Origin of the sequence: Streptomyces sp. NPDC057287 (assembly GCF_042667905.1) — a bacterium.
Lineage (GTDB): Bacteria > Actinomycetota > Actinomycetes > Streptomycetales > Streptomycetaceae > Streptomyces.
Genome location: NZ_JBHUYV010000001.1, coordinates 540,563 through 563,062 on the forward strand (window position 1 = coordinate 540,563; position 22,500 = coordinate 563,062).

A 22,500-nucleotide genomic window follows, 5' to 3' on the forward strand; every position below is an offset into this window, starting at 1 on the left:
CCCCCTCACCGAGTGTGAGGGGGCCTTGTTCGTGCCTGCCGCAGCGCGAACGTGCCCCCGGGGCGCCTTTCGTCACTCCCGCACGCCCCCTGCGCGGCATTCCCCAATTCGCACGTATGGCTGACAAACTACCCTTTTTCACCCTTGCGTTCATGTCGCGTAATCGGACAACCTGACCAGGCGCCGCCCGGGGGAGCCACGGATCCCCCGGAGCCGGGAGGACGACGAGCGGCCTCCTCCCGGGGCGGGGGCCGCTCAGGCACGGACAGCAAGAATCACGCAGGGCGACCTGCGTGCGGGGGGATGACCATGACGTCGACGCCGTCAGGCGACCGGCAGCACCACGACCCTGCCCGGACGGTCCAGCTGCGGCTGCCTCCGCAGCCGCGCGCCGGGAGACCGGGACGGCAGCCCGGGAAGGCGCTGCCGCGCTACGACTACGAGCACTACAGCCGGCTCGCCGGACCTCTGACCCAGCCGGATCCCGGCCGGCCGTACACCGTGCGCTACCGCTCGCTGCTCTCCCGGGAGACCCACCGGATACGCGCGGCCCTGCTGCTGGGCGCCGCACCGCTCGTCTCGCTGGGCCTCTTCGCATGGCTGATGCAGCCCGAGCACTGGACCGAGCGCGACCCGAACCTCCGGAACGACACCCTGCTCGCCCTCGACGTCGTGATGCTGGTGTCGATCGGCCTCATCGAGCTCTTCCGCACGATGAACGTCCTGTCGAACGCGCACGCCACGCTCGTGGCCCGCGACCCGGTCCCCGTCATACCGGAGAGCGGCACGAAGGTCGCCTTCCTCACTTCCTTCGTCCCGGGCAAGGAGCCCCTGGAGATGGTGACGAGGACGCTCGACGCGGCCGTGCGGATCAGGCACCGCGGACCGATGGACGTCTGGCTCCTCGACGAGGGCGACGACCCGGCCGTGAAGGAGGTCTGCGCCCGCCTCGGGGTCCACCACTTCTCCCGCAAGGGCGTCGCCCGCTGGAACCAGGCGAAGGGCCCGCACCGGGCGAGGACGAAGCACGGCAACTACAACGCCTGGCTCGACGCCCACGGTGACGCCTACGACTTCTTCGCCTCGGTCGACACCGATCACATACCCCTCCCCAACTACCTGGAGCGGATGCTCGGTTACTTCCGTGACCCGGACATCGGCTTCGTCATCGGCCCGCAGGTCTACGGCAACTACGACACCTTCGTCACGAAGGCCGCCGAGTCCCAGCAGTTCCTCTTCCACGCGCTGATCCAGCGCGCGGGCAACCGCTACGGCTCCCCGATGTTCGTCGGCACGAGCAACGCCGTACGGATCTCGGCCCTCAAGCAGGTCGGCGGCCTCTACGACTCGATCACCGAGGACATGGCCACCGGCTTCGAGATCCACCGCCACCGCAACCCGCTCACCGGCAGGAAGTGGCGCTCGGTCTACACCCCGGACGTCCTGGCCGTCGGCGAGGGGCCGACCGCGTGGACCGACTTCTTCACCCAGCAGCTGCGCTGGTCCCGGGGCACGTACGAGACGATCCTCAAGCAGTACTGGAAGGGCTGGTTCTCGCTCCCGGCAGGCAAGCTCCTCAACTACACGATGATGATCATCTTCTACCCGATGTCGGCCATGAACTGGATCCTCGCCGCCCTGAGCTGCGCCCTGTTCCTCGGCACGGGCGCCTCCGGCGTCCAGATCGACCCGGTGATCTGGATGATGCTGTACGGCAACGCCTCGGCGCTCCAGATCGGCCTCTACGTCTGGAACCGCCGCCACAACGTCTCACCGCACGAGCCCGAGGGCTCCGGCGGCCTGGCGGGCATGGTGATGTCCGCGCTCTCCGCGCCCGTCTACGCCCGCTCCCTGATGGACGCGGTGCTGCGCCGCAAGAGCTCCTTCGTGGTGACGCCCAAGGGCGACTCGTCCAGCCCGGACACCCTCTTCGGGACCTTCCGCATCCACCTCTTCTTCATCCTCGTCTTCGGCGGCTCGATCGCCGCGTCCTTCGTCCTCGGCCACAGCCACCCGGCGATGCTCACCTGGGCGTGCCTGGCGCTGCTGATCACCGCCGCGCCGATCGTCGGCTGGCGGTACACGGTCCGCGCCGAGCGGAGGAAGCGCCGCGGCGGACCGCCCGCGCCGGCACCCCGGCCCGTACCGCGGTCCGAGCCCTCGCGGGCGGGCGACGAGGACACCCTGCAGACCGCCCTTGGGGGACGTCACACATGAAGTACCGTCCGAGCCGCCGTACCCGCCGCCTGGCGATCGGTACGGCGGTGGTCCTGGCGCTCGCCGGGGCGAACGGGCCGTGGCTCTACCGCTTCGGCACCGAGCACTACCACGCGTACGCCATCGACCAGCAGGACTACAAGGCGGAGAACGGCCACTGGGACTTCCTGGACGTCCCCGCGGAGTTCCGGATCAACACGATCCACGCCGCGCTGCTGCACACCGGCAAGGTGCTGCTCGTCGCGGGATCCGGCAACGACCAGGAGAACTTCGACGCGAAGAGCTTCCGTTCGGTGCTGTGGGACCCGGAGGAGAACACCTGGAAGAACATCGCAACGCCGAAGGACATGTTCTGCGCCGGGCACACCCAGCTCCCCGACGGGAAGCTCCTCATAGCGGGCGGCACCAAGCGGTACGAGAAACTCGAAGGCGACGTCACCAAGGCCGGCGGCCTGATGATCGTCCACAACGAGGACCCGGACAAGCCGGTCACCCTCCCCGCGGGCACCCGCTTCACCGGCAAGGGCAACCACAGGACGTTCGTCTCCAAGGACCCGGTGCTGGTGGAGAAGGCCACCAAGGTCTTCGACAAGCGGACCGGCGCGTTCATCCGCAACGAACCGGGCCTGGGCCGCATCTACGTCGAGGCGCAGAGGTCCGGGACGAAGCATGGGACCGGAGCCGAGGACAACTACCGGATATCGGGGCTCTCGGGCTCCGACGCCCGCAACGTGTACGGGATCGCGCAGAAGCTGGCCCTGGACAAGAAGGACTTCCAGGGCATCAGGGAGGCTTACGAATTCGACCCGGTGGCCGAGAAGTACATCGGCGTCGACCCGATGAACGAGGCCCGCTGGTACCCGACGCTCACCACCCTCGAGGACGGCAGGGTCCTCTCCCTCTCCGGTCTGGACGAGATCGGCCAGATCGTGCCCGGCAAGGACGAGGTCTACGACCCGGAGACGAAGACGTGGGAGTACACCGGCGTGGTCCGGAGGTTCCCCACCTATCCCGCCGTCTTCCTGATGAACAACGGCAAGCTCTTCTACTCCGGTTCCAACGCCGGCTACGGTCCCGCCGACGTGGGCCGCGAACCGGGCGTCTGGGACCTCGACTCCAACACCTTCACGAAGATCCCCGGGATCGGCGACCCGGACAGGCTGGAGACCTCCGCGACCGTACGGCTGCCCCCGGCGCAGGACGAGAAGTACATGGTGATCGGCGGCGGCGGGGTCGGCGAGTCCGCCAGGTCCAGCGAGAAGTCACGGCTCGTCGACCTGACGGAGGACGAGCCGCGCTTCACGGACGGCGCCTCCCTCGATGAGGGCACCCGCTACCCGAGCGCTTCCCTCCTCCCCGACGACTCCCTGCTCGTCACCGGCGGCTCCGACGACTACCGGGGACGCGGCGGTTCGGACCTCCTGCAGGCCAGGCTGTACGACGCGGCGTCGGACGCCTACCGCCGGGTCGCGGACCCGGCGGTGGGGCGCAACTACCACTCGGGGTCCGTGCTGCTCCCCGACGGCCGGGTCATGATCTTCGGCTCCGACCCGCTGTACGCGGACCGGGCGAACACACGGCCCGGCACGTTCGAGCAGCGCATCGAGATCTACACGCCGCCGTACCTGTTCCGCGGCGGGCGTCCCGAGCTGACCGCAGGCCCCAGGAGCATCTCCCGGGGCGGCACGGGGCTGTTCACCACCCGGCACGCCTCGTCGATCACCTCGGCAAAGCTGATGCGTCCGAGCGCGGTCACCCACGTCACGGACACGGACCAGCGGTCGATCGACCTGGAGATGGAGAAGTCCGGCGACGGCGTCACCGTGACGGTCCCGGAGAACAGGGCCCTGGTCCCGTCCGGCTGGTACATGCTCTTCGTCACCGACGCCGACGGCACTCCGTCGGAGGGCATGTGGGTGGAGATCCCCTAGCGGCCGTCCGGTACGGGAGGAGCCCCCGGCCCGCTCCCACGAGGGCGGCTCCGGCGCCCAGGAGCTCGTGGAGGGCGCTGTCCAGGGTGCTGGTCCCGGCGATCGGCCGGAACCAGAGGTGCTCGCCCTGGTCGCCGCCGGCAAGGGGGTCTGCCCCACCTGCGCACGCGCGGCCCACAACTACGCCCGCCCGGACATCGTCCCCGTCCCCTTCCGCGACGCTCCGGTGGTGGAGTACGGCCTCCTGCGGTCAGCCACCGGGAACACCCCGAAGGTGCGCGCGTTCGTCCGGACGGTGCTCGAAACGGCCGGGATCTGAAGGCGCGCCACCCCGGTGACGGCAGGGCCCGCCCTGGCTACTTCGTGGCGCGGGCCAGTCCCAGCGCGTACTCCGGCCACCAGTCCCCGGCCTTCGGGCCGCCCTTGCAGTCGCCGTCCGACTCTCCCGGCCGCTTGACCCACAGGTAGGCGTCCACCAGTTCGTCGCCCGTGTCCGTCGTCGGGGACTCGCCGAGCGCACGGCCCGGCGGGTTGCACCAGGTCTCCGCGGGGTCGCCCCCGTCGTACGGGCCGTTGCCGTTGCGACTGGTGTCGATCACGAACGGCTTGCCGCCCACCTTCGCCGACAGCCGCTTGCCGAACTCCGTGCTGACGCGGGTGGTCTGGTAGTTGGACACGTTCACCGCGAAGCCGTCCGCCGCCGCGATCCCGGCCCGCCGCAAGGGCTCGAACAGCGCGTCCGGCGACTGCCACCCGGCGTTGCCCGCGTCCATGTACACCGTGGTGCCCGGCTGTTGCTTCAGACGCTCGACCGCGCCCTTGAGCAGGTCGTAGCGCTCCTCGTGGAACTCCTGCGGCGTGCACCCGTCCACCAGGTGCAGCAGGGCGTCCGGCTCCAGGACCACGGTGGCACGGCGGTCGCCGATGCCCCGGGCGACGCCGTCCAGCCACGCGCGGTACGCGTCGCCGTCCGCGGCCCCGCCCTTGGAGAACTGACCGCAGTCCCGGTGCGGGATGTTGTAGAGGACGAGCAACGCCTCACGTCCGGCCTGCTCGGCCGCCTCGGTGAAGCCCTTCGCCGCGCCCTGAGGATCGTCCGGCGCGATCCACTCCCCCACGGGCTGCTCCGCGATCTTCCGGATCAGCTCGGCGTTCTCCTTCTCGCCGTCCTTCGCATAGGCGGCGACCTGCTGCGCGGCGTTCCCGTCGGGGTTGACCCAGTACGGGGCGCCCCCCTCGGGCTGCCGGCCGGCGGCGGCCGGTGCGCCCTTCCCGTCGCCGTCGGACGAGGAACACCCGGCCAGCAGCAGAACGGCAGCCGTCCCGGCTGCCGCGCGCACCCTCAGTCCGGTGTAACTGCCGTACATCCACTCCCCCTTGTACTGGCGCACCGCCGGTCGAATCCATCCTGGCACAGCGCTCCGTGCCCCGGACGCTCCCGCCCGGATCCGGACATCCTTCCGAAAACTCTCCGCGCCCCGGGAGTGGTCGGCCTACAGTGTCGTGCCAGGAGGAACGACCCGACCTCCCGCGTCGCGCCCGGCCTACTCCCGCAGCCCGGACGCCCGCGGTCGAGGACCGGCCCGGCCGGCGGCTCCGAGGGGGAGCGGGCGCCGACCGGGCCAGGTTGTCCGTCCGGGGCGTTCCGGGCGGCTACGGGAGCGTCGGACGCGGCCCCTCCCGCGGGTTCTTGGCGTCGCGCGGCTCCGCGCCGTCCTCCGCGTCCTTCTCCGCCGTCAGGTAGGCGGAGACGACGACGTTGGCGGTGTACGCATGGGACGCGTGGTCGTACGTGCCGCCGCAGGTGATCAGACGGAGCTCGGCCCGCCCGTCCTCGCGGGGCCCGTACGCCTTCTGCGCGTCGAAGCGTTCCCGGGTGAAGACCTGGACGTCGTCGATGGTGAATTCGGCGGTCTTCCCGTCGGACCGGCTCACCCGGACCTTCTCGCCCGGCCTCGCCGCACTGAGTCCGTAGAACACGGCGGGCTTCGTCTCGGTGTCGACGTGGCCGACGAAGAGCGCGGCGCCCTCGGTGCCGGGCTCGGTGCCCTCCGCGTACCAGCCGACGGCCTTCGGCGTCTCGAACGGCGGGGGTTCGATCGCCCCCTCGTCGTCCAGCCCGCGCCGCACGACGGTCGCGTCGATCCCGATGGAGGGGATCTCGACCCGCTGCGGCAGGGCTCCGTCGAGCGGATCGTGAGCGGGGGGCAGCGGTACACCCAGGGGGCGGCCGACCGCCGCGACGTCGCCGGTCGTCGGGGCCGAGTTGCCGGCGGTGGCCGCTCGCCCCCACAGCCACAGCCCCAGCAGGAGTACGGCCCACGCGACGCCGGTCAGCAGCCGTCCCGTTCCGGCGGGACGGTCGGTGGCGGTCATGTCAGTGCTGCGCCGAGCGGCGGCGGCGCGTGCTGCGCAACGCGACGGCGACTGCCGCGACGGCACCGAGTCCGAGCCCGATCACCGCGTGCCGGGTGCCGGGACCTTCGTCGGCCGCGGCCTCCTCGGCGAGCACCGCGGTGCCTCCGCCGCCGGCCCGGACGGGGGCGACGGGCGAAGGGCGGCTGTGACGGACGACGGTGACCGTGCCCGTGGCCTTGCCGTGGCCGTCCTTGCAGGTCACCCAGACCTCGTAGTCGTCGGGTGCCGCGTCGGAGCGGATCCGGGCCTCGGCGACGAGACCTTTGCCGCCGTCCGGCTCGAAGCGCGCTTCGGAAGCGAACGCTTCGGAGTTGCCCCGGGCCGACCTGCCCTTGCCGCAGACGTCGACCCGGAGTTCCACCTCCCCGCCGGGGGAGACACGGGACGGACTGACCGAGACCGTTCCCGAACGCTTCTCGTCCCTGGGGTCATCGGCTTTCGACTCGGCCAGTGCGGCGGACGCGGGAAGGGCTATCGTCCCGGCCACCAGTGCGGCACAGAACGTGAGGGGCAGTGAACGCATCGTAAACCTCCTGAGTGAAGGTTCACGCGTGGGGCGGCGTCCCGCATCCGCTGTAGCCCGGTCGGGTTACGGCACGGGCAGGTCGACCAGCTCGACGAGGTCCGCGATCGACTCGACGACGGTGGAGGGCCGGAAGGGGTAGCGGTCCATGTCGGCCTCCGTGGTCAGGCCCGTCAGGACCAGGAAGGTCTGCATGCCCGCCTCCAGGCCGGCGAGGACGTCGGTGTCCATCCGGTCGCCGATCATGGCGGACGTCTCGGAGTGGGCGCCGATGGCGTTGAGCCCGGTGCGCATCATCAGCGGGTTGGGCTTGCCCGCGAAGTACGGGGCCTTGCCCGTGGCCTTGGTGATCAGCGCGGCCACCGAACCGGTCGCGGGCAGCGGGCCCTCTGCGGAGGGTCCGGTCTCGTCCGGGTTGGTGCAGATGAAGCGCGAGCCGCCGTTGATCAGCCGGATCGCCTTGGTGAGCGCCTCGAAGCTGTAGGTCCGGGTCTCCCCCAGCACGACGTAGTCGGGCTCGTGGTCGGTGAGGACGTAGCCGATGTCGTGCAGCGCGGTGGTGAGCCCCGCCTCGCCGATGACGTACGCCGTGCCGCGCGGCCGCTGGTCGTCGAGGAACTGCGCGGTGGCCAGGGCGGAGGTCCAGATGTTCTCCACGGGCACGTCCAGACCCATGCGCTTGAGGCGCGCGTGCAGGTCACGGGCGGTGTAGATGGAGTTGTTGGTGAGGACCAGGAAGGGCAGTCCGGAGTCCCGCAGCCGCTTGATGAAGGCGTCGGCCCCGGGGATCGGCGTGCCCTCGTGGATGAGGACGCCGTCCATGTCGGTCAGCCAGGATTCGATCGGCTTGCGCTCTGCCATGTGACGGGCTCCTGCCGTACGCGCTGTGCACTCGGGGTGCTGGACGCCGGCGGCACCGCGCTGTGCAGCGCCGACGCCCCGATTTTAGGCTGACCGTTCCGCCGGACGGAACCGGTGGATCACAGGGAACCCGCGGCACCGGGTCAGCGACGGCCCGCGCGCAGGCGTCTGGCGTGGATAATGGCGGCGGCTCCGGCGAGGACGAACGCCCCCGACGCGAGGCCGGCCCAGCGTGCGCGGGCCTGGCCGGTGCGGGCGAGTTCGGGCACGGGGTCGCCCGCCGCGTCCATCGTGCTCCCGGTGTCCTCGGGGGCCTCGATACCGCTCTCGGTGATGACGAACTCGTACGCGGCCGACTCCCCCACCCAGTCCCCGTCGGCGGCCGTGCCGGCCTGCTCGGCCTCGTCCCGGGCGGTGCGCCGCTGGACGATGGCCGCGCGGGCGGTGACCTTGCCGGGCCGGGTGTCGGAGGTGAAGGCCATCCGGACCTCGACCGTGACGGTCTTCTTCGCGGGGACGGTGAAGCCGGGGAAGTCGTCGTCCTCCTCACCGCTTCCGAAGACGCCGATCTGTTCGTCGCGGTCGGTGGACTCCCAGCTCACACGGTGTTCCTCGTCGGGGTGTGCGCGCTCGGTGAACTCCAGCTGGATCTGTTCGGCGGTCAGCGTCCGGTCCTCGTCGGTGAGCACCAGGACGGGGTGGATGGAGTGGCACGGTTCGGAGGTGGTGTTGGTGAGGTCGAGGTACCAGGTCCCGTAGCCGCCGCCGGAGGCGTAGCTGTCGGGGCCTCCGTGGATCCGTGTCCCGATGGGGAAGTCCTCGGCGTCCGGGTCACCGCAGGCGGGCCGCTCCGACCCCGCGGCCGCGGTACCGGCCGCCGGGCCCGCCACGGCGGGGGTGGCGGCGGGGGCGGTGACCGGGATGGCGATGGCCGCCGGGACGCCGAGGAGTCCGGCCGGGACGACCAGTCCGGCGGCCAGCCCGAGGCGGGTCAGGGCACGGCCGTCGCGCAGTCGCGCGGGGGGTCTGGTGGACATGGGGGTCACCCTTCGCTGCTCGCGAACGGCCGGGCGGTGGGGCGTCGGCTCCAGCGGCGGCGCTGCCACACCTGGCCGGACGTATGGCCATGGCAATACGTTGCAGTCCGTGACGCTGTCACGCGCGCGCGACCCGTCGCCACCTGCGGGCGGGGTACTCCGCCCGTTCGGGCGTCGGAATCCGCTCGAACGGCCCCGTCCGGGTGCGGGCGGAGCCCTCGGGCTCAGGGGGCCCGGTCGGCTCGGGCGCCTTCGCCGCCGTCCTCGCCGGCCCGGCCGAAGAGCGGGGCGAGGACCAGGTGGGCCGCCCCCTCGGCGACCGGCCGGTCGCCGCCGCCCGCCACGGTGACGGGCACGGCGGCGGTGACGCCCTCCCGCCGGGCACGCTCGTCGATGACGGCGCGGACCCCGCTCACGTAGGCGTCCTCGTGGGCGGCGACGGTACGGCCGCCGAGGACGACCCGGTCGATGTCGAGCAGCCCGACGAGGTTGGCGGCGCCCGCCCCGAGCACCCTGGCCGCTTCCGCGACGTCTCCGCGGGCGGCGGCGGCCAGGCAGAGCGCCTCGATGCAGCCGCGACCGCCGCAGTCACAGGGGGGCCCGTCCAGCTGGAGCGTCTGGTGGCCGAACTCCCCGGCGCCCGTGCGGACCCCCCGGTGCAGTGCCCCGCCCAGGACGAGCCCGGCGCCGAGGCCGGTGCCCAGGTGGAGGTAGGCGAAGTCGGCGTCGGCGCGTTCGCGGAGCGCGAGGCCGAGGGCGGCGGCGTTGGTGTCCTTGTCGAGGACGACGGGGAGCCCGGTGCGGGCGGCGAGGGCGTCGCGCAGCGGGTAGCCGTCCCACTGGGGGAAGCCGGTGACCCGGTGCAGCACCCCGCTGCGGTGGTCGAGCGGGCCCGGCAGCGCCGCGCCCACGCCGAAGACCTGACGGGCTGCGGTCCGGGGGGCCCCGGGGACCTCTGCCCGTACCGTCTGCACCGCGTGGGCCGCAGTGGCCAGGACCTCGGCGGCCGGGGCTCCGAGGTCGAGCGGGAAGGTGCGGGTCGCGGCCGTGGTGCCGGAGAGGTCGGTCAGGACGGCGGTGAGTTCGTCACGGTCCAGGTGGAGCCCCACGGCGTATCCGGCGTCCGGGACCAGGCGCAGCACGGTGCGGGGCTTGCCGCCGGTGGAGGCGAGCCGGCCGGCTTCGGCGGCGAGGCCCTCGGCACGGAGCCGGGCGGTGATCTTGCTGACGGCCTGGGGGGTGAGCCCGGTGCTCTCGGCGAGCTCCAGGCGGCTGATGCCCTGCTCACCGGCGATCCGCAGCAGGTCGAGGACGAGCGACGCGTTGTGGTGGCGCAGAGCCGGAAGATTCACCCCGCCGCTCCTGCTGTTGCTCCTGTTCACCGCTCCATTGTCTCCATCGCTTGCACTTTGGCAACAGCGTTGCTTAAGTGGATCGCATGACTGCCAACGCTCCTCTCCGCGTCGGGCTCGTCGGCTACGGCCTGGCGGGTTCCGTCTTCCACGCCCCGCTGGTCTCCTCGACCGAGGGCCTCGTCCTCGACACGGTCGTGACGTCGAACGAGGAGCGGCAGGCGCAGGCCCGCGCCGAGTTCCCCGGCGTACGGTTCGCGGCCTCGCCCGACGAGCTGTGGGCGCGCGCGGACGAGCTGGACCTGATCGTGATCGCCTCGCCGAACAAGACCCACGTCCCGCTCGCGAAGGCGGCGCTGGAGGCGGGGCTCCCGGTGGTCGTGGACAAGCCGATCGCCGGCACGGCGGCCGAGGCCCGTGAGCTGGCCGCGCTGGCCGCCGAGCGGGGACTGCTCCTCTCGGTCTTCCAGAACCGCCGCTGGGACAACGACTTCCTCACACTGGCCGGTCTGATCGAGGACGGCGAGCTCGGTGAGGTGCAGCGCTTCGAGTCCCGCTTCGAGCGGTGGCGCCCGCAGCTGAAGGGCGGCTGGCGCGAGTCGGGCGACCCGGAGGAGATCGGCGGGCTGCTCTACGACCTGGGCAGCCACGTCGTCGACCAGGCCCTCACCCTCTTCGGGCCCGCGGTGCAGGTGTACGCGGAGTCCGACGTGCGCCGTCCGGGCGCGGCGGCCGACGACGACACGTTCATCGCGATCACCCACACCAACGGGGTGCGCTCCCACCTGTACGTGAGCGCCACCACGGCGCAGCTGGGCCCGCGCTTCCGGGTGCTCGGCTCGAAGGCGGGCTATGTGAAGTACGGCCTGGACCCGCAGGAGGCCGTCCTGCGCGAGGGTGTGCGCCCGGTGGCCGGGAAGCCGTGGGGCGAGGAGCCCGAGTCGCTGTGGGGCCGGGTCGGTTCCGGTGAGTCCGCGCTGACCGGCGGCGGCGATCCGGTCCGCACGCTGCCGGGCGACTACCCGGCGTACTACGCCGCTGTCGCCTCGGCGCTCCGCGGCGAGGGCGAGAACCCGGTGACGGCGCTGCAGGCCGCCGCCGCCCTCGATGTCCTGGAGGCCGCGCGGCGCTCCGCCCGCGAGGGCGTGTCCGTGACCCTCCTTCCCCACCACGACGAGGAGCAGCACTGATGAGCCCCAGCGCTCCGACCATCTCCGAGCTGATCGCGCAGGAGCGGCGCCTGACGCTGCCGCGCTTCGGCTACGACGACGCGTACACGCTGGGCGGCCTGCTGGTCGCGCTCGCCCGGGAGCGGCACGCCCCCGTGGCGATCGACATCCGGCGGGGCGGCCAGCAGCTGTTCCACGCCGCCCTGCCCGGTTCGAGCGCGGACAACGACGCGTGGATCAACCGCAAGCGGCGGGTGGTGGAGCGGTACGGGGAGAGCTCCTACCTGGTCGGGACGCGGTTCCGGGCCAAGGGGACGACGTTCGAGGACTCCTCGCGGCTGGACCCGGACACGTACGCAGCGCACGGCGGTTCGTTCCCGATCGCCGTCGAGGGCGCGGGAGTGATCGGCTCGGTCACGGTCTCGGGCCTGCCGCAGGCCGAGGACCACGCGCTGGTGGTGGAGGCCCTGGAGCAGTTCACGGCGCTCCCCCGGACCTGAGGAAGGCCCACCGACGACGGAGCGGCCGCCGGGTGTTCCCGGCGGCCGCTCCGTCGTATCCCCTGCCTACGCGTCCTTGAGCTGCTGGCGCTGGCGTCCCAGCCCCTCGACCTCCAGCTCCACCACGTCACCGGCGCGGAGGTAGGGCTTCGGCTCGGGCCGGCCCATGGCCACGCCCGCCGGGGTGCCCGTGTTGATGACGTCGCCGGGGTAGAGCGTCATGAAGTGGCTCAGGTAGCGCACGACCTCGCCGACCGGGAAGATCTGCTCGGCCGTCGTGCCGTCCTGCTTGAGCTCCCCGTTGACCCACAGCTTCAGCGGGAGCGCCTGCGGTTCGGGCACCTCGTCCGCGGTGACGAGCCAGGGCCCGAGCGGGTTGAACGTCTCGCAGTTCTTGCCCTTGTCCCAGGTGCCGCCGCGCTCGATCTGGAACTCGCGCTCGGAGACGTCGTGCGAGGTCGCGTATCCGGCGACGTGCCCGAGCGCCTCCTCGGCGGAGTCCAGGTAGCGGGCGGTGCGGCCGATCACGACGGCGAGCTCGACCTCCCAGTCGGTCTTCCTGCTGCCGCGCGGCACCAGGACCGTGTCCTCGGGGCCGACGACGGTGTCGGGGGCCTTGAAGAACAGGATCGGCTCGTCCGGGATCGCCGCCCCGGTCTCGGCGGCGTGGTCGTGGTAGTTCAGCCCGATGCACACGATCTTGCCGATCCGCCCCAGCGGAGGCCCGACCCGCAGGCCGTCCGCCTCGATCGGCGGGAGGACGTCGGGCGTCTGTGCCGCTTCCCGTACGCGTGCGAGCGCCGAGGCGTCGGCGAGGAGCTCGCCGTCGATGTCGGCGACGAGGCCCGAAAGGTCTCGCAAGGTCCCGTTACGGTCCAGCAGTGCGGGGCGTTCCGAGCCCGCCGTACCCACTCGAAGAAGCTTCAACGGTCCATCTCCCCTTGGTCGAGATCGAGCCCGTCGATGGGTTGCGGCCAGCGAAAGGCTTGGCCGATCCTCCAAGACATCGGATCACTCCGCAAGACCCTGTTCACACACTGGACCGGGCGGGCCCTAGACGGCGGGCGCGACCGCGGCCTCCGCCGCCGGGGACTCCCGGTAGAGGTAGGCGCGCTCGATGGCCGTCCACGTGGTGCTGGTGACGATGTAGAGGGCCGCCGCGAGCGGCACGTAGGCGACGGAGACCAGGGTCAGGAAGGACATCAGCGGCATGACCTTCGTCATCGCACCCATGCCCGGCACGGGCTGTCCGTCCGGGCCGGTGGCCGGCGTCACCGGGTTCGCGGCCATCTGCCGCTTGGTGCGTCCGTAGTTGAAGGTGGCGACGGCGGCGACGATCACGAAGAGTCCGAGGTAGACCAGCCCCTGCTGCCCGAAGACCCCGCCGTCCGCGAGCGCGTCGTGCCAGCGCTCGCCGAGCGGCGCTCCGAAGAGCTCGTGGCCGAGCAGCGAGTTGGGGTCGCCGCCGATCCTCTGGCTGGAGAAGAGGTGGTAGAGCAGGAAGAAGGCGGGCATCTGGAGGAGGCTCGGGAGGCAGCCGGAGAGGGGGGAGACCTTCTCCTTCGCGTGGAGCTCCATGAGCGCCTTCTGCATCCGGTCGGGGTTCTTGGCGTGCTTCTTGCGCAGTTCGGCGATCTGCGGCTGGAGCTTGGTGCGGGCCTTCTGCCCCCGCGCCGCCGCCCGGGACAGGGGGTGGACGGCGAGCCGCACGAGGGCGGTGAACAGGACGATCGCGGCGGCGGTGGACGCGTTCTGGAACAGGGGCTGGAGCAGGTCGGCGAATGCGCCGACCAGGCTCGCGAAAGCGGACATGAATGCGGACATGGGTGAGCCCTCCGGGGGTCTCGTCGTGCCGGGGAGTGATGACTCGGCAGGACGACCCGCGCAGAGGGTCGTGGAAGGTGTGCCTCTACGCGGCCGTCAGGAGGGCTGCCCCGGGTGCTCGGGGCCTGGTGCGGCCCCGGGCGTCCGGGTCGCGTTGCGGGAGGAAGGCGGTGCGCTTCTCCCGGTCGCGCATGGCGGTGCGCACGCTCGTACGGGGTACGGGGGCGGCACAGCGGGCGCTGATGACGGAGCAGACGAGGAGCGCCGAGCCGGCGGCCGCGGTGGCGGCGAGCGCGACGGCGGCGGAGAGGCTGCCGCCCTCGGTGAGCAGGACCTCGGTGAGGAACAGGACGACGAAGGCGGCGGGGCGGAGCAGGCGGCCGACCGCTCGGCGTACGCGGTTCACAGCGTCGTCCATCGGCCCTCCCCTTCACGTTTCGCCCGATTGTGTCCTTCAGCCGTTATACACGATCGGCGTCCAGCGGCTGAAGGAGCCGGCGGGGGACGAGCAGCGCGCGGCTGACGGGATCGGCGGGGTCGGGGTCGAGCCCGGCCCCCGGCCGCATCTCCACCTCCTCCAGCGGTACGCCGGTGTTGCCGCCGCAGGCCGGGCACTGCCCGAACGCCCCGAGCTCGGTGCCGCACAGGGCGTGGACGAAGAAGCGCATGGGGAGGGTGCCCTCGATGTGCTCGCGGCCCCAGAGCCCGAGGGAGCGCAGGGTCGGCCAGAGGGCCTTGCCGCTGTCGGTGAGGACGTACTCGTCGCGCGGGGGCGACTCCTGATAGCGCCGCCTGGCCAGGACCCCGGCCTCGGTGAGCGCCTGGAGGCGCGAGGCCAGGACGGCCCGGGGGATGCCGAGGTGGCCGAGGAAGTCGTTGTAGCGGCGCACTCCGTAGAAGGCGTCGCGCACGACGAGCAGGGTCCAGCGCTCGCCGACCACTTCGAGTGCGCGGGCGATGGAGCACTGCTGTGCCGCGTAGTCCTTGCCGAGAGCCATGGGAATCACTTTACTCCCTTGGGTTCGGTGAACGAACCTACCCGTGCTAGCGTGAGGCACTCGGTAGGTTCATTCACCGAACCATGGCCATGGACCTGGTCACCAGGCGGGCCGATCCCCGGAGGGACGTCATGACCCAGCAGCCCGTGCAGACCGGACCCGCCCCCGCGCGGCGGCCCGCCCGCCCCGGCACGCCACACCGGCCGGGCGCGACCCTCGCCGTGACCAGCGCCGCCACCGCCGTCGCGCTGATGAACTACACCGCACCCATGGCGGCGCTGCCCGCCCTCTCGGCCGCCTTCGCCACTCCGCCCGCCGCGCAGGCCTGGCTCCTCAACGGAGCACCGCTCGGCCTCGCGGTACTCCTGCTCGTCGCGGGCAGCCTCGCCGACGACTTCGGCCGCCGCAGGCTCTTCCTCATCGGCACCCTCGGCCTCGGCCTCACCACCGCTCTCGCGGCCCTCACCACGAACACCCTCGGCTTCACCCTCGCCCGGGCGGGCCAGGGCGCGGCGAGTGCGGCGATCCTCGCCGCCAGCCTCGGACTGCTGGTCGGCGCCTATCCGGCCGGCCACGCGCGGATCAGGGCGATGGGCGTCTGGGGAGCCTTCGTGAGCGCCGGGATAGCCCTCGGCCCGCTCCTCGCGAGCTCGCTCGGCCAGGCCGACTGGCGCCTGACCTATCTCGCCCTGGGCGCCGGCGCCCTCGTCACGGCGGCCTTCGCCTTCCGTACGCTCACCGAGTCCCGCGCACCCCGCCCCGGACGTCCCGATCTCGCGGGCGCCGCCGTGCTCGGTCTGGCGATGACCGCGCTGCTGACGGCCCTGACGCTCGGCCGGGACGGCTGGCTGCGCGCGCCGGTCGGCCTGCTGCTGCTCGCCGCCCTCGCCCTGACCGCCGTGTTCGCCGCGGTGGAGCGCCGGGCGGCCGCCCCGCTGATCGTCCTGTCGCTGCTGCGCAGCCGCACCTTCCTGGCGGCCTCCCTGGGCGGCCTCGTCACGGGGCTCTCGGTGATCGGCCTGTTCAGCTATCTGCCGACCCTCCTTCAGCACTCCCTCGGCCTCTCGGCCCTCGACTCGGCGTGGCTGTTCCTCCTCTGGTCCGGTGCGGCGTTCGTCGCGGCGCTCCAGTCGCGGCGGCTGACCGGCCGGGTCTCGGCCCGCCACCAGCTGGCCGCCGGCTTCGCGCTCCACGCGGTGGCGCTGCTCCCGATGCTCGGGACCCTGACCGGCGCACCCGGCGGCGCGGGGACCTCGGTGTGGCTGCGTCTCGTCCCGGCCCTGGTGGTGGCCGGCGCCGGCAGCGGCCTGATCAACGCGGCGCTGCCCCGCCTCGCGGTCGAGTCCGTACCGCCGGACCGGGCGGCCATGGGGTCCGGAGCCAACAACACCGCCCGCTATCTCGGCTCCTCGGCGGGCGTGGCCCTGACGATCGCTGTGGCGCCGACCGTGGCGGGCGCGGACCGGGCGATCCTGCTGTCCGCCGCCATCGCGGTGGCGGGCACGGCGGGCGTCCTGTTCCTGCGGGAGCGCTGAGTGTTCTCCCCGGCGCCCCCGGGCCTTCACCGGCACTCCGGACCGCGCCCTCTCACCTCTCCCCCGACCCGCAGTACCGTGTGGTCCATGCGCCCCGACACGCCTGCCGACCACATCACCGAAGCCGAGCGCCTGCTGCGCACCGCGGCGCAGTACCCCGAGGACCACGAGCCGCTGTTCCTCCAGGCCGCGGCCCACCTGGAGCTCGCGGGTGAGCGCACCCGCGCCAGCACCCTCTACGACGAGCTGCTCACCTCCACCGGGACCGCCGTCGACCGGCCCCATCTGGTCAAAGCGCTCAAAGCGGCCAACCTCTGGGAGTACGGCCACGAGGCGGAGGCCCGCGCGATCATCGACGGCATCCGCATCGCGGGCCCGCTCGACGCGGCACCGTGGGAGATCGCCGCGGAGACGCTGGAGGCGCACGACGAGCTGGAGGACGCCCACGACTTCTTCTCGACCGCGCTGCGGCTGCTCCTCGCCCCGGGCGAGGAAGTCCCCTACGCCACCCAGTCGCTGCTGATCGGACGGCACCGGGTGCGCAGGCTGATGGGCGTCACCCATGACGCGTGGGACGAGCTGGCCGACGCGCTGCACACAGCCGCCGTCCCCCTCGACGAGCTGCACGACCCCAAGCGCCTGTGGTCCCTCGGCTCCTCGGACCCGGGTGAGCTCCAGGCGGAGATCACCCGGCTCCGGGCCGAACTGGGCACCTACCGGACGGCGTTGTCCCGACCGTTCCCCGTCGCGGTGCTGCACTGGCCCGAGGACGAGCTGCGCGAGCTCCTCGCCGCGTACCCGGAGCTGGCCCAGGAGTACGTCTCGCACGAGGACCATCTCGCCCGGCTGGAGGCGGCGTTGCGGGACCTGCACGCCGCCGGCACTCCGAACCTCGGCATCGTGACGGGCACGGTCCCCTCCTACGAGGCGTTCGCCGCGTCGGAGGCCGCGTCCCCGTCCGACCCCGATCTGCTCCCCCAGTACGCCACGACGCTGGCGGCCCGCGGCCGGGCCGTCCCGTGGCCCCCGGCGCGCAGCGCGGCGTGCTGGTGCGGCTCGGAGCGTTCGTACCGGGAGTGCCACGGAGCGGCCTGACAGGGGCCTGGCCCTCCCGTCCGCCCGCGAGAGGACCGGGCCGCTCTCACCGGCCCGCTCTCACCTGCCCGCGAACACGTCCCGCAGCTCCCGGTCGAGCGCGGTGGCGGCCTGGTCGGTGTCGGGCGTCTCATCGGCCAGCAGCGCGTACACATGGGACTGCAACGCCTGGGTGAACGCCCCGTAGTACGGGGTGCGCGGCCGCTGCACCGCCTCGGTCAGCGCGTCCTCGAGGGTCCGGAGGTACGCGTCGACCGCCTCCTGATCCTGGCCCTTCGGTACGTCCTCCTCCGCCCCGGCCCTCTTGGGCGCGTCACCCGCCGGCCGGAGCGCGGCGGCGACACTCGGCCAGCAGCGGCTCGCGGACGGCTCGTACGCGGAGGCCCGGGTGGCCGCGAAGCCCGCGTCGAGGAGGCAGCGCTCGCTCTCCCGCGAGGTCAGGAAGGTGACGAGCGCGCGGGCGTCCTCCGCGCGGGGCGAGTCGGCGGTGACGGCGAGGTTCTGCCCGCCGAGCACGGCCTCGCCCGGGAGCCGGTTCACTGCGTACCTGTCCGGCGCCATGAGGCCGCCCAGCGCCCCGTACGCGTAGGGCCAGTGCCGCAGGAACACGGCGCGGCCCTCGACGAAGTCGGTGAGGGACGCCGTCTCGTCGGAGCTGAGGGCGCCTGGCTGGACGCGGCCCCGGTCGACGCGGTCCAGGAGCGTGTCGAGCCCCTTCTTCAGCTGCCCGGCGCTGGAGCTGTACCGCCCTTCCCTGTCGGTGAGCCGGACACCGGCGTCGGCGAACGCCTCGACGGTGTTCACGGTGAGTCCCTCGTACTGCTTCAGCTGGGTGGTCCAGCCCGCGCGCTCGTCACGGCGCACCGGATCGAGCCCGAGGGTCTTGACGGCGGAGTAGAGCTGGTCCCAGGTCCACTGCTCGGTCGGCAGCTTGTCCTCCTCCATGTCGGCCTCCTTCAGCAGGTCGGGCCGGTAGTAGAGGAGCCCGACGTCCGTGTTGAACGGCCGGGCGTAGGAGCGGTCCTTCCAGACGGTGGTGGCGTGGACCTGGGGGAAGAAGTCGCTTCCGTCGTCCGTTGCGGCGCCCGTCCCCGCGGGCAGCGGGCTGATGAGTCCGGCCTCGGCGAATTCGGGGATCCAGGTGATGTCGAGGTTCACCACGTCGTAGCGGGCGCTGCCGGACTGGAGGGCGCCCAGGAGCTGGCTGCGCTGCTGGTCGGCGCCCCCGGGCAGCTCGACGAGCTTGGCCTGCCGGTCCTTCGACCCGGTGTGCGCGCGGTTCCATTCCTCGATGAGCTGCTGCCGGACGCTGCCGGAGCCGGTGACGTCGAGGCCGCTGGCGACCACGATGGGCCCTTCGGCCGCCTGCCCGCCCTCGCCCGGCGGGGCCGTGCCCCCGGAGCCTCCCGTACAGGCGGCCGGGGCGAGCGTGAGCAAGCAGCCGAGGAGGACGCCCACCCCTGCCCGGCGGCCGGACCGTGGGCCCGTGCCGGTCATTCGGCGTCCCCCGTACCGGTCTTGGCGACCTCTGCCGCCAGTTCGGACGTGAGGTCGTCGGCGGGGTCCAGGCACTGCCCGCCGCTCGCCTCCGCGAGCCGTGCGCCGAACCGGCCGGGCGCGCAGGCGCCGTCCTGCAGCGAGACGGTCACGATCCTCACGAGCGGTGCCCCGCGCGCCTCGGCGACCAGATCGCCCTGGTCCTTCTTCCCGACCTTCTCGAAGTCCTCGCCGTCGGTGACCAGGACGAGGAGCCGCGGCTGTTCCGGTTCGGCCGAGCCCTCGCGCAGGGCCGTGAACGCCTCGCGCATGCCCGGAGCGATACGGGCGTCGAAGGGCGCGGCCTTCGCGCCCGCGACGGCCTTCTGCGCGACGGCCCCGGTGTTCTGCGCGAACGGCACGAGCTGCGTGGCGGGTCCGCCCTTGACGGCCGTCATCCACACCCCGTACCGGTCCTCGGGGCTCAGCGAGCTCATCGAGCGGGCCACCAGCTCCTTGGCGCCGCCGGTGCCGTCCCAGACCCGTTTGTCCGCCATGGAGGTGGAGTTGTCCAGCAGGTACAGCACCCGGCCGGGCCCGAGCGCTCCCCGGTAGCGGCTCAGGGTGACGTTGAGCGAGGCGGACGCGTCCGTGCCGGTGCCGGTCGCCGGGATCTGCTCGCGTACGGCCGTCGTGTTGTCCTCGGACCGCAGCACCGTGCCGTCGCCGGGCGGGGCGGGGCCGTCCTCCCCGACGCCGCGGAACCCGTCGTCGGTGAAGCACTTCTGCGCGTCCCGGTCGGTGGCCAGCCAGTCGTGGAAGTCCTCGACGGCGGCCTTGCGGGCCTCGGCGTCCCGGTCGGCCCCGGCCCAGGTGACCCGGACGAAGGGAAGGTCCAGCATCGGCACGTCGGAGGGGTAGTGGGCCACTCGGTGCCTCAGCGCCTCCGTCGCGCAGCCGGGGCGGCCCGCCTCGCCCGCCGACAGGTTGAACTGCGCCAGGGTCTGTTCCGGTACGAGGACGGCCGCCTGGTCCTCGAGGCTGTTGTGCGTACCGTCGGCCAGGGCGCACATCAGGTCCCGCGCGGTCGAGGGCATGGGCCGCAGCACCTGCGCCATGCCCCGTTCGAGCGCGGACGGGGTCCCGGGGGCGGAGGAGGCGTAGAGCGCGCCGGTCGCCAGCAGGGCGCCCTCGGTGCTCTCGGGGTCGGGGCGCAGGATCTCGACCTCCTGGGCGTCCTTCAGCCCTTTGATGATCGCGCCCAGCGGGTCGTCGGTCTGCAGGGTCTGCGGCAGGGACATGGTGTCCGGCACGCCGAGGACCATCGGCGTGTAGGCGATGGAGCCCAGCCGTTCGAGGTCCACCACGCTCTTCCCCGGGTCCGCGGCGGGCGCGGGATCCCCGCTCCCGGCGGTGGCGGTGGCGCCGCCCGCCCCGGCGGCCGTCGCCCTCTCCCACGCGCTGCCGGCGGCGGGGATCCAGATGTCCGGCTGTGCGCCGACGTCCCGTTGGGGCCGCAGGCACTCGCCGGAGGCCGGGCAGGCGGCGGGCGGCACCTGCCAGAGCGAGGAGGACCGGAAGGCCGTCACGGCGTCCGTGGCCTTGGCGTCGTACACGTTGATGCCGACGGTCCGGCAGCCGTCGCCGTCCCGCTTGGGATAGGCGTCGACGGCCTTCTTCACGGTGGGCCGCAGATCGGGGTCGGTGAGCACGCGGAGCTCCAGGGGCGAGGCACAGGCGGCGCCGCCGTGCCCGGCGAGGAAGTACCACGCGCCGGCCCCGGCGAGAGCGACGACGCCCGTCATCACGAGGGCGGTCGTACGTGTGAGGCGGCGGACCAGGACGGGAAGCAGGCGGCGCGGGAAGGCGGGGCCGGGCAGCCGCCGACGCCGTGGCGTGGCCGGCGGCCCCGGGGCGTCCTGCTGCTGCGGGGCTTCCACGGGCGGCGGTGGAGGGGGCGGCGGGGGCGCGGGCGCGGGCTCCGGGTCCGCCGCGAGGGCCAGCACCACGTCGTCACCGTGCCGCAGTTCGTCCGGGACCCACGGGTGGCCGTCGACCGCCTTCAGCGGTGCCATCGCCCGGCGTATCCCGTCGACGATGCGGGTGAAGGTGACCGGCCCGCCCTCGCCCGTGGTCAGCAGCTGGTGCAGGGCGGCCGTGAACTCCGTGCCGGTACGGGGATCGCCCGGCGGGATCTCCACCCCCGGTTCCGCCGCGGTGAGCAGGGCGAAGTTCTGTCCGGCGGCGGGGCTGAAGGCCGCGAGCGCGTTGCCGGCGAAGCAGCAGTCGAGGATGACGACGACCCAGTCGGCGCGGGACCTGCGCAGGTCGGGCATGAGGTCGTCGCGCCAGGACAGGGTGTCCACGAAAGGGTGGCTCCGGTCCCTGGTCACCCGCGAGTCGGTGAACATCAGGTTGAGGTCACTGCCGTCGGGCCGCACGATGCCGTGCCCGGCGAAGTAGACGACCAGCAGTCCGTCGACCTCGTCCCGGGCGGTCCTGAGCGCCTCATGGGCCCGGAACGGGGAGACGGTGGCCGCCGGGCCGCCGCTTTCGCGGACGACGACGAGGTCCTCCGGGCGCATCACCCCGGTGGTCCGGTCGGTCAGGGCCTCGCGCATGAGGCGGAGGTTGGTGGCGACCGCCGGAAGGTCGTTCCGGGTGCCCGTGTAGTGCTCCACCCCGATGAGCACGGCCCTGTGCCGCTTGGCCCCGTTCTCCTCGCCGCGCGCGTTGTACGGCGGCACGGCTGCTAGACCTCTCCGGGCTCGTCGCCGCCTTGCGTCCGGTTCCGCCCGCCGGATCCGGGCCCCGTGTCGGGGCCCCCGTCCCCGCCGGTGCCGGGGTCTGCGCCGGGGTCTGCGCCGGGGTCTGTGCCTTGGGCGGGGCCGGATCCCTGGGCGGGGTCTGCTCCCTCGCCGGGGCCCGCTCCCCGGCCGGTGTCGCGGCTCAGGTCGGAGCCCGGCCCCTGGGACGGCCCGTCAAGCGTGACACGGGGCGTCTCCTCGGGGTCGGCGAAGCGGCCCCGGTTGCGCAGCCATGTCTCCACGGAGCGCCAGGCGTTGTCGGCCACGGAGCGCGCCAGCTCCGCGGAGACGACGAGGAGGATGTCCTGGATCAGCTCCCCGCCCATCGCCTCGGTCTGCGTGAGCGAGTCCGTGCGCTCCAGGGCGAGTTCGTCACCCCGCAGCGCGTCCTCGAGGACCGGTGCGTTCTTCAGCCAGATGTGCAGGGCTTCGAGGTCGTCGCGCCGCGTGTGCGTCCCGCTGAGGCTGATCCGTAACGCGACCTTCCCCTGCCCCGGCTCCGGCCCGCTCGTGCCCGCCCCGTCCGTCATGGCTTCCCCCATCGACCCCGCAGCCCTCACCCCGTGGCGGGACTGATCACTGAACACGCAAGTATTTCACGGGCGTTGACACGGAGCACCCCTTTGTTCCTCTTCATCTGGAGGCCGTCCGCGCCCACCGGTGGCCGTAGGCCCACCGACCATTTTTCTGCCCACCGATCACTTTTCCGCTCGCGGCCGGTCATAACCGCCGAGAGACTCACGAGCATCTCGCGATG

Annotated in this window: 20 protein-coding genes; 7 read left to right on the plus strand and 13 right to left on the minus strand. The window is 72.7% G+C overall.

The features are described from left to right. Window positions 1-309: 309 nt before the first annotated feature. From ACFUNE_RS02325 to ACFUNE_RS02335, 3 genes are all read left to right on the plus strand, one after another. A complete protein-coding gene (locus tag ACFUNE_RS02325; protein ID WP_383561306.1) occupies window positions 310-2,217 on the plus strand; it encodes a glycosyltransferase family 2 protein in 1,908 nt (635 codons plus the stop codon). Then, window positions 2,214-4,148 (plus strand): galactose oxidase-like domain-containing protein, encoded by a 1,935-nt coding sequence (locus ACFUNE_RS02330; protein ID WP_383561308.1) that lies wholly within the window; start codon window positions 2,214-2,216, stop codon window positions 4,146-4,148. The genes ACFUNE_RS02325 and ACFUNE_RS02330 overlap by 4 nt, the downstream gene beginning before the upstream one ends. A gap of 67 nt (window positions 4,149-4,215) precedes the next feature. Beyond that, window positions 4,216-4,467 carry a hypothetical protein gene (locus tag ACFUNE_RS02335; RefSeq protein WP_383561310.1) on the plus strand — a complete coding sequence of 84 codons (252 nt, stop codon included), beginning with the start codon at window positions 4,216-4,218 and terminating at the stop codon, window positions 4,465-4,467. A gap of 37 nt (window positions 4,468-4,504) precedes the next feature. Here ACFUNE_RS02335 and ACFUNE_RS02340 read toward each other — a convergent pair whose 3' ends face one another. The 6 genes from ACFUNE_RS02340 to ACFUNE_RS02365 all read right to left on the minus strand — a co-directional run bounded on the left by ACFUNE_RS02340 (window position 4,505) and on the right by ACFUNE_RS02365 (window position 10,369). After that, complete coding sequence (locus tag ACFUNE_RS02340; protein WP_383561684.1) at window positions 4,505-5,515, minus strand: glycoside hydrolase family 6 protein; 1,011 nt, start codon at window positions 5,513-5,515, stop codon at window positions 4,505-4,507. 286 nt (window positions 5,516-5,801) lie between these two features. Further along, window positions 5,802-6,524 (minus strand): class F sortase, encoded by a 723-nt coding sequence (locus tag ACFUNE_RS02345; RefSeq protein ID WP_383561312.1) that lies wholly within the window; start codon window positions 6,522-6,524, stop codon window positions 5,802-5,804. 1 nt (window position 6,525) lies between these two features. Then, on the minus strand, window positions 6,526-7,089 hold the full coding sequence (locus tag ACFUNE_RS02350) for a hypothetical protein (protein ID WP_383561314.1): 564 nt from the start codon (window positions 7,087-7,089) through the stop codon (window positions 6,526-6,528). A gap of 66 nt (window positions 7,090-7,155) precedes the next feature. After that, a complete protein-coding gene (locus ACFUNE_RS02355) occupies window positions 7,156-7,950 on the minus strand; it encodes an HAD-IIA family hydrolase (RefSeq protein WP_383561316.1) in 795 nt (264 codons plus the stop codon). Window positions 7,951-8,093: 143 nt separating this feature from the next. Next, window positions 8,094-8,987 (minus strand): hypothetical protein, encoded by an 894-nt coding sequence (locus ACFUNE_RS02360; RefSeq protein WP_383561318.1) that lies wholly within the window; start codon window positions 8,985-8,987, stop codon window positions 8,094-8,096. A gap of 224 nt (window positions 8,988-9,211) precedes the next feature. Further along, window positions 9,212-10,369 carry an ROK family protein gene (locus ACFUNE_RS02365; protein WP_383561320.1) on the minus strand — a complete coding sequence of 386 codons (1,158 nt, stop codon included), beginning with the start codon at window positions 10,367-10,369 and terminating at the stop codon, window positions 9,212-9,214. Between the two features lie 56 nt (window positions 10,370-10,425). Here ACFUNE_RS02365 and ACFUNE_RS02370 point away from each other — a divergent pair, with 56 nt between their 5' ends. Continuing rightward, entirely contained in the window at window positions 10,426-11,529 is a 1,104-nt protein-coding gene (locus ACFUNE_RS02370; protein WP_383561322.1) for a Gfo/Idh/MocA family oxidoreductase, read from the plus strand. Further along, complete coding sequence (locus ACFUNE_RS02375) at window positions 11,529-12,008, plus strand: heme-degrading domain-containing protein (protein WP_383561324.1); 480 nt, start codon at window positions 11,529-11,531, stop codon at window positions 12,006-12,008. Before ACFUNE_RS02370 ends, ACFUNE_RS02375 begins: the two co-directional genes overlap by 1 nt. A gap of 66 nt (window positions 12,009-12,074) precedes the next feature. On the opposite strand, the gene ACFUNE_RS02380 is transcribed toward ACFUNE_RS02375, so the two are convergent. The 4 genes from ACFUNE_RS02380 to ACFUNE_RS02395 form a co-directional block, all read right to left on the minus strand. Further along, complete coding sequence (locus ACFUNE_RS02380) at window positions 12,075-12,935, minus strand: fumarylacetoacetate hydrolase family protein (protein WP_383561326.1); 861 nt, start codon at window positions 12,933-12,935, stop codon at window positions 12,075-12,077. Between the two features lie 126 nt (window positions 12,936-13,061). Continuing rightward, window positions 13,062-13,832 (minus strand): YidC/Oxa1 family membrane protein insertase, encoded by a 771-nt coding sequence (locus ACFUNE_RS02385; RefSeq protein WP_383561328.1) that lies wholly within the window; start codon window positions 13,830-13,832, stop codon window positions 13,062-13,064. Between the two features lie 85 nt (window positions 13,833-13,917). Continuing rightward, complete coding sequence (locus ACFUNE_RS02390) at window positions 13,918-14,250, minus strand: DUF6412 domain-containing protein (protein WP_383561330.1); 333 nt, start codon at window positions 14,248-14,250, stop codon at window positions 13,918-13,920. 43 nt (window positions 14,251-14,293) lie between these two features. Then, on the minus strand, window positions 14,294-14,830 hold the full coding sequence (locus ACFUNE_RS02395) for a winged helix-turn-helix transcriptional regulator (RefSeq protein ID WP_383561332.1): 537 nt from the start codon (window positions 14,828-14,830) through the stop codon (window positions 14,294-14,296). Between the two features lie 131 nt (window positions 14,831-14,961). Between ACFUNE_RS02395 and ACFUNE_RS02400 the strand changes: the two genes are divergently transcribed. Further along, on the plus strand, window positions 14,962-16,365 hold the full coding sequence (locus tag ACFUNE_RS02400; RefSeq protein WP_383561334.1) for an MFS transporter: 1,404 nt from the start codon (window positions 14,962-14,964) through the stop codon (window positions 16,363-16,365). A gap of 87 nt (window positions 16,366-16,452) precedes the next feature. Further along, complete coding sequence (locus ACFUNE_RS02405; protein WP_383561336.1) at window positions 16,453-17,460, plus strand: SEC-C domain-containing protein; 1,008 nt, start codon at window positions 16,453-16,455, stop codon at window positions 17,458-17,460. A gap of 60 nt (window positions 17,461-17,520) precedes the next feature. Here ACFUNE_RS02405 and ACFUNE_RS02410 read toward each other — a convergent pair whose 3' ends face one another. From ACFUNE_RS02410 to ACFUNE_RS02420, 3 genes are read right to left on the minus strand one after another with little or no spacing between them, the layout of a single operon-like run. Further along, window positions 17,521-18,957 (minus strand): extracellular solute-binding protein, encoded by a 1,437-nt coding sequence (locus ACFUNE_RS02410; RefSeq protein WP_383561338.1) that lies wholly within the window; start codon window positions 18,955-18,957, stop codon window positions 17,521-17,523. Continuing rightward, window positions 18,954-21,683 (minus strand): substrate-binding domain-containing protein, encoded by a 2,730-nt coding sequence (locus tag ACFUNE_RS02415; protein ID WP_383561340.1) that lies wholly within the window; start codon window positions 21,681-21,683, stop codon window positions 18,954-18,956. Before ACFUNE_RS02415 ends, ACFUNE_RS02410 begins: the two co-directional genes overlap by 4 nt. A 5-nt stretch (window positions 21,684-21,688) precedes the next feature. Then, window positions 21,689-22,273 (minus strand): hypothetical protein, encoded by a 585-nt coding sequence (locus ACFUNE_RS02420; RefSeq protein ID WP_383561342.1) that lies wholly within the window; start codon window positions 22,271-22,273, stop codon window positions 21,689-21,691. Between the last annotated feature and the right edge of the window lie 227 nt (window positions 22,274-22,500).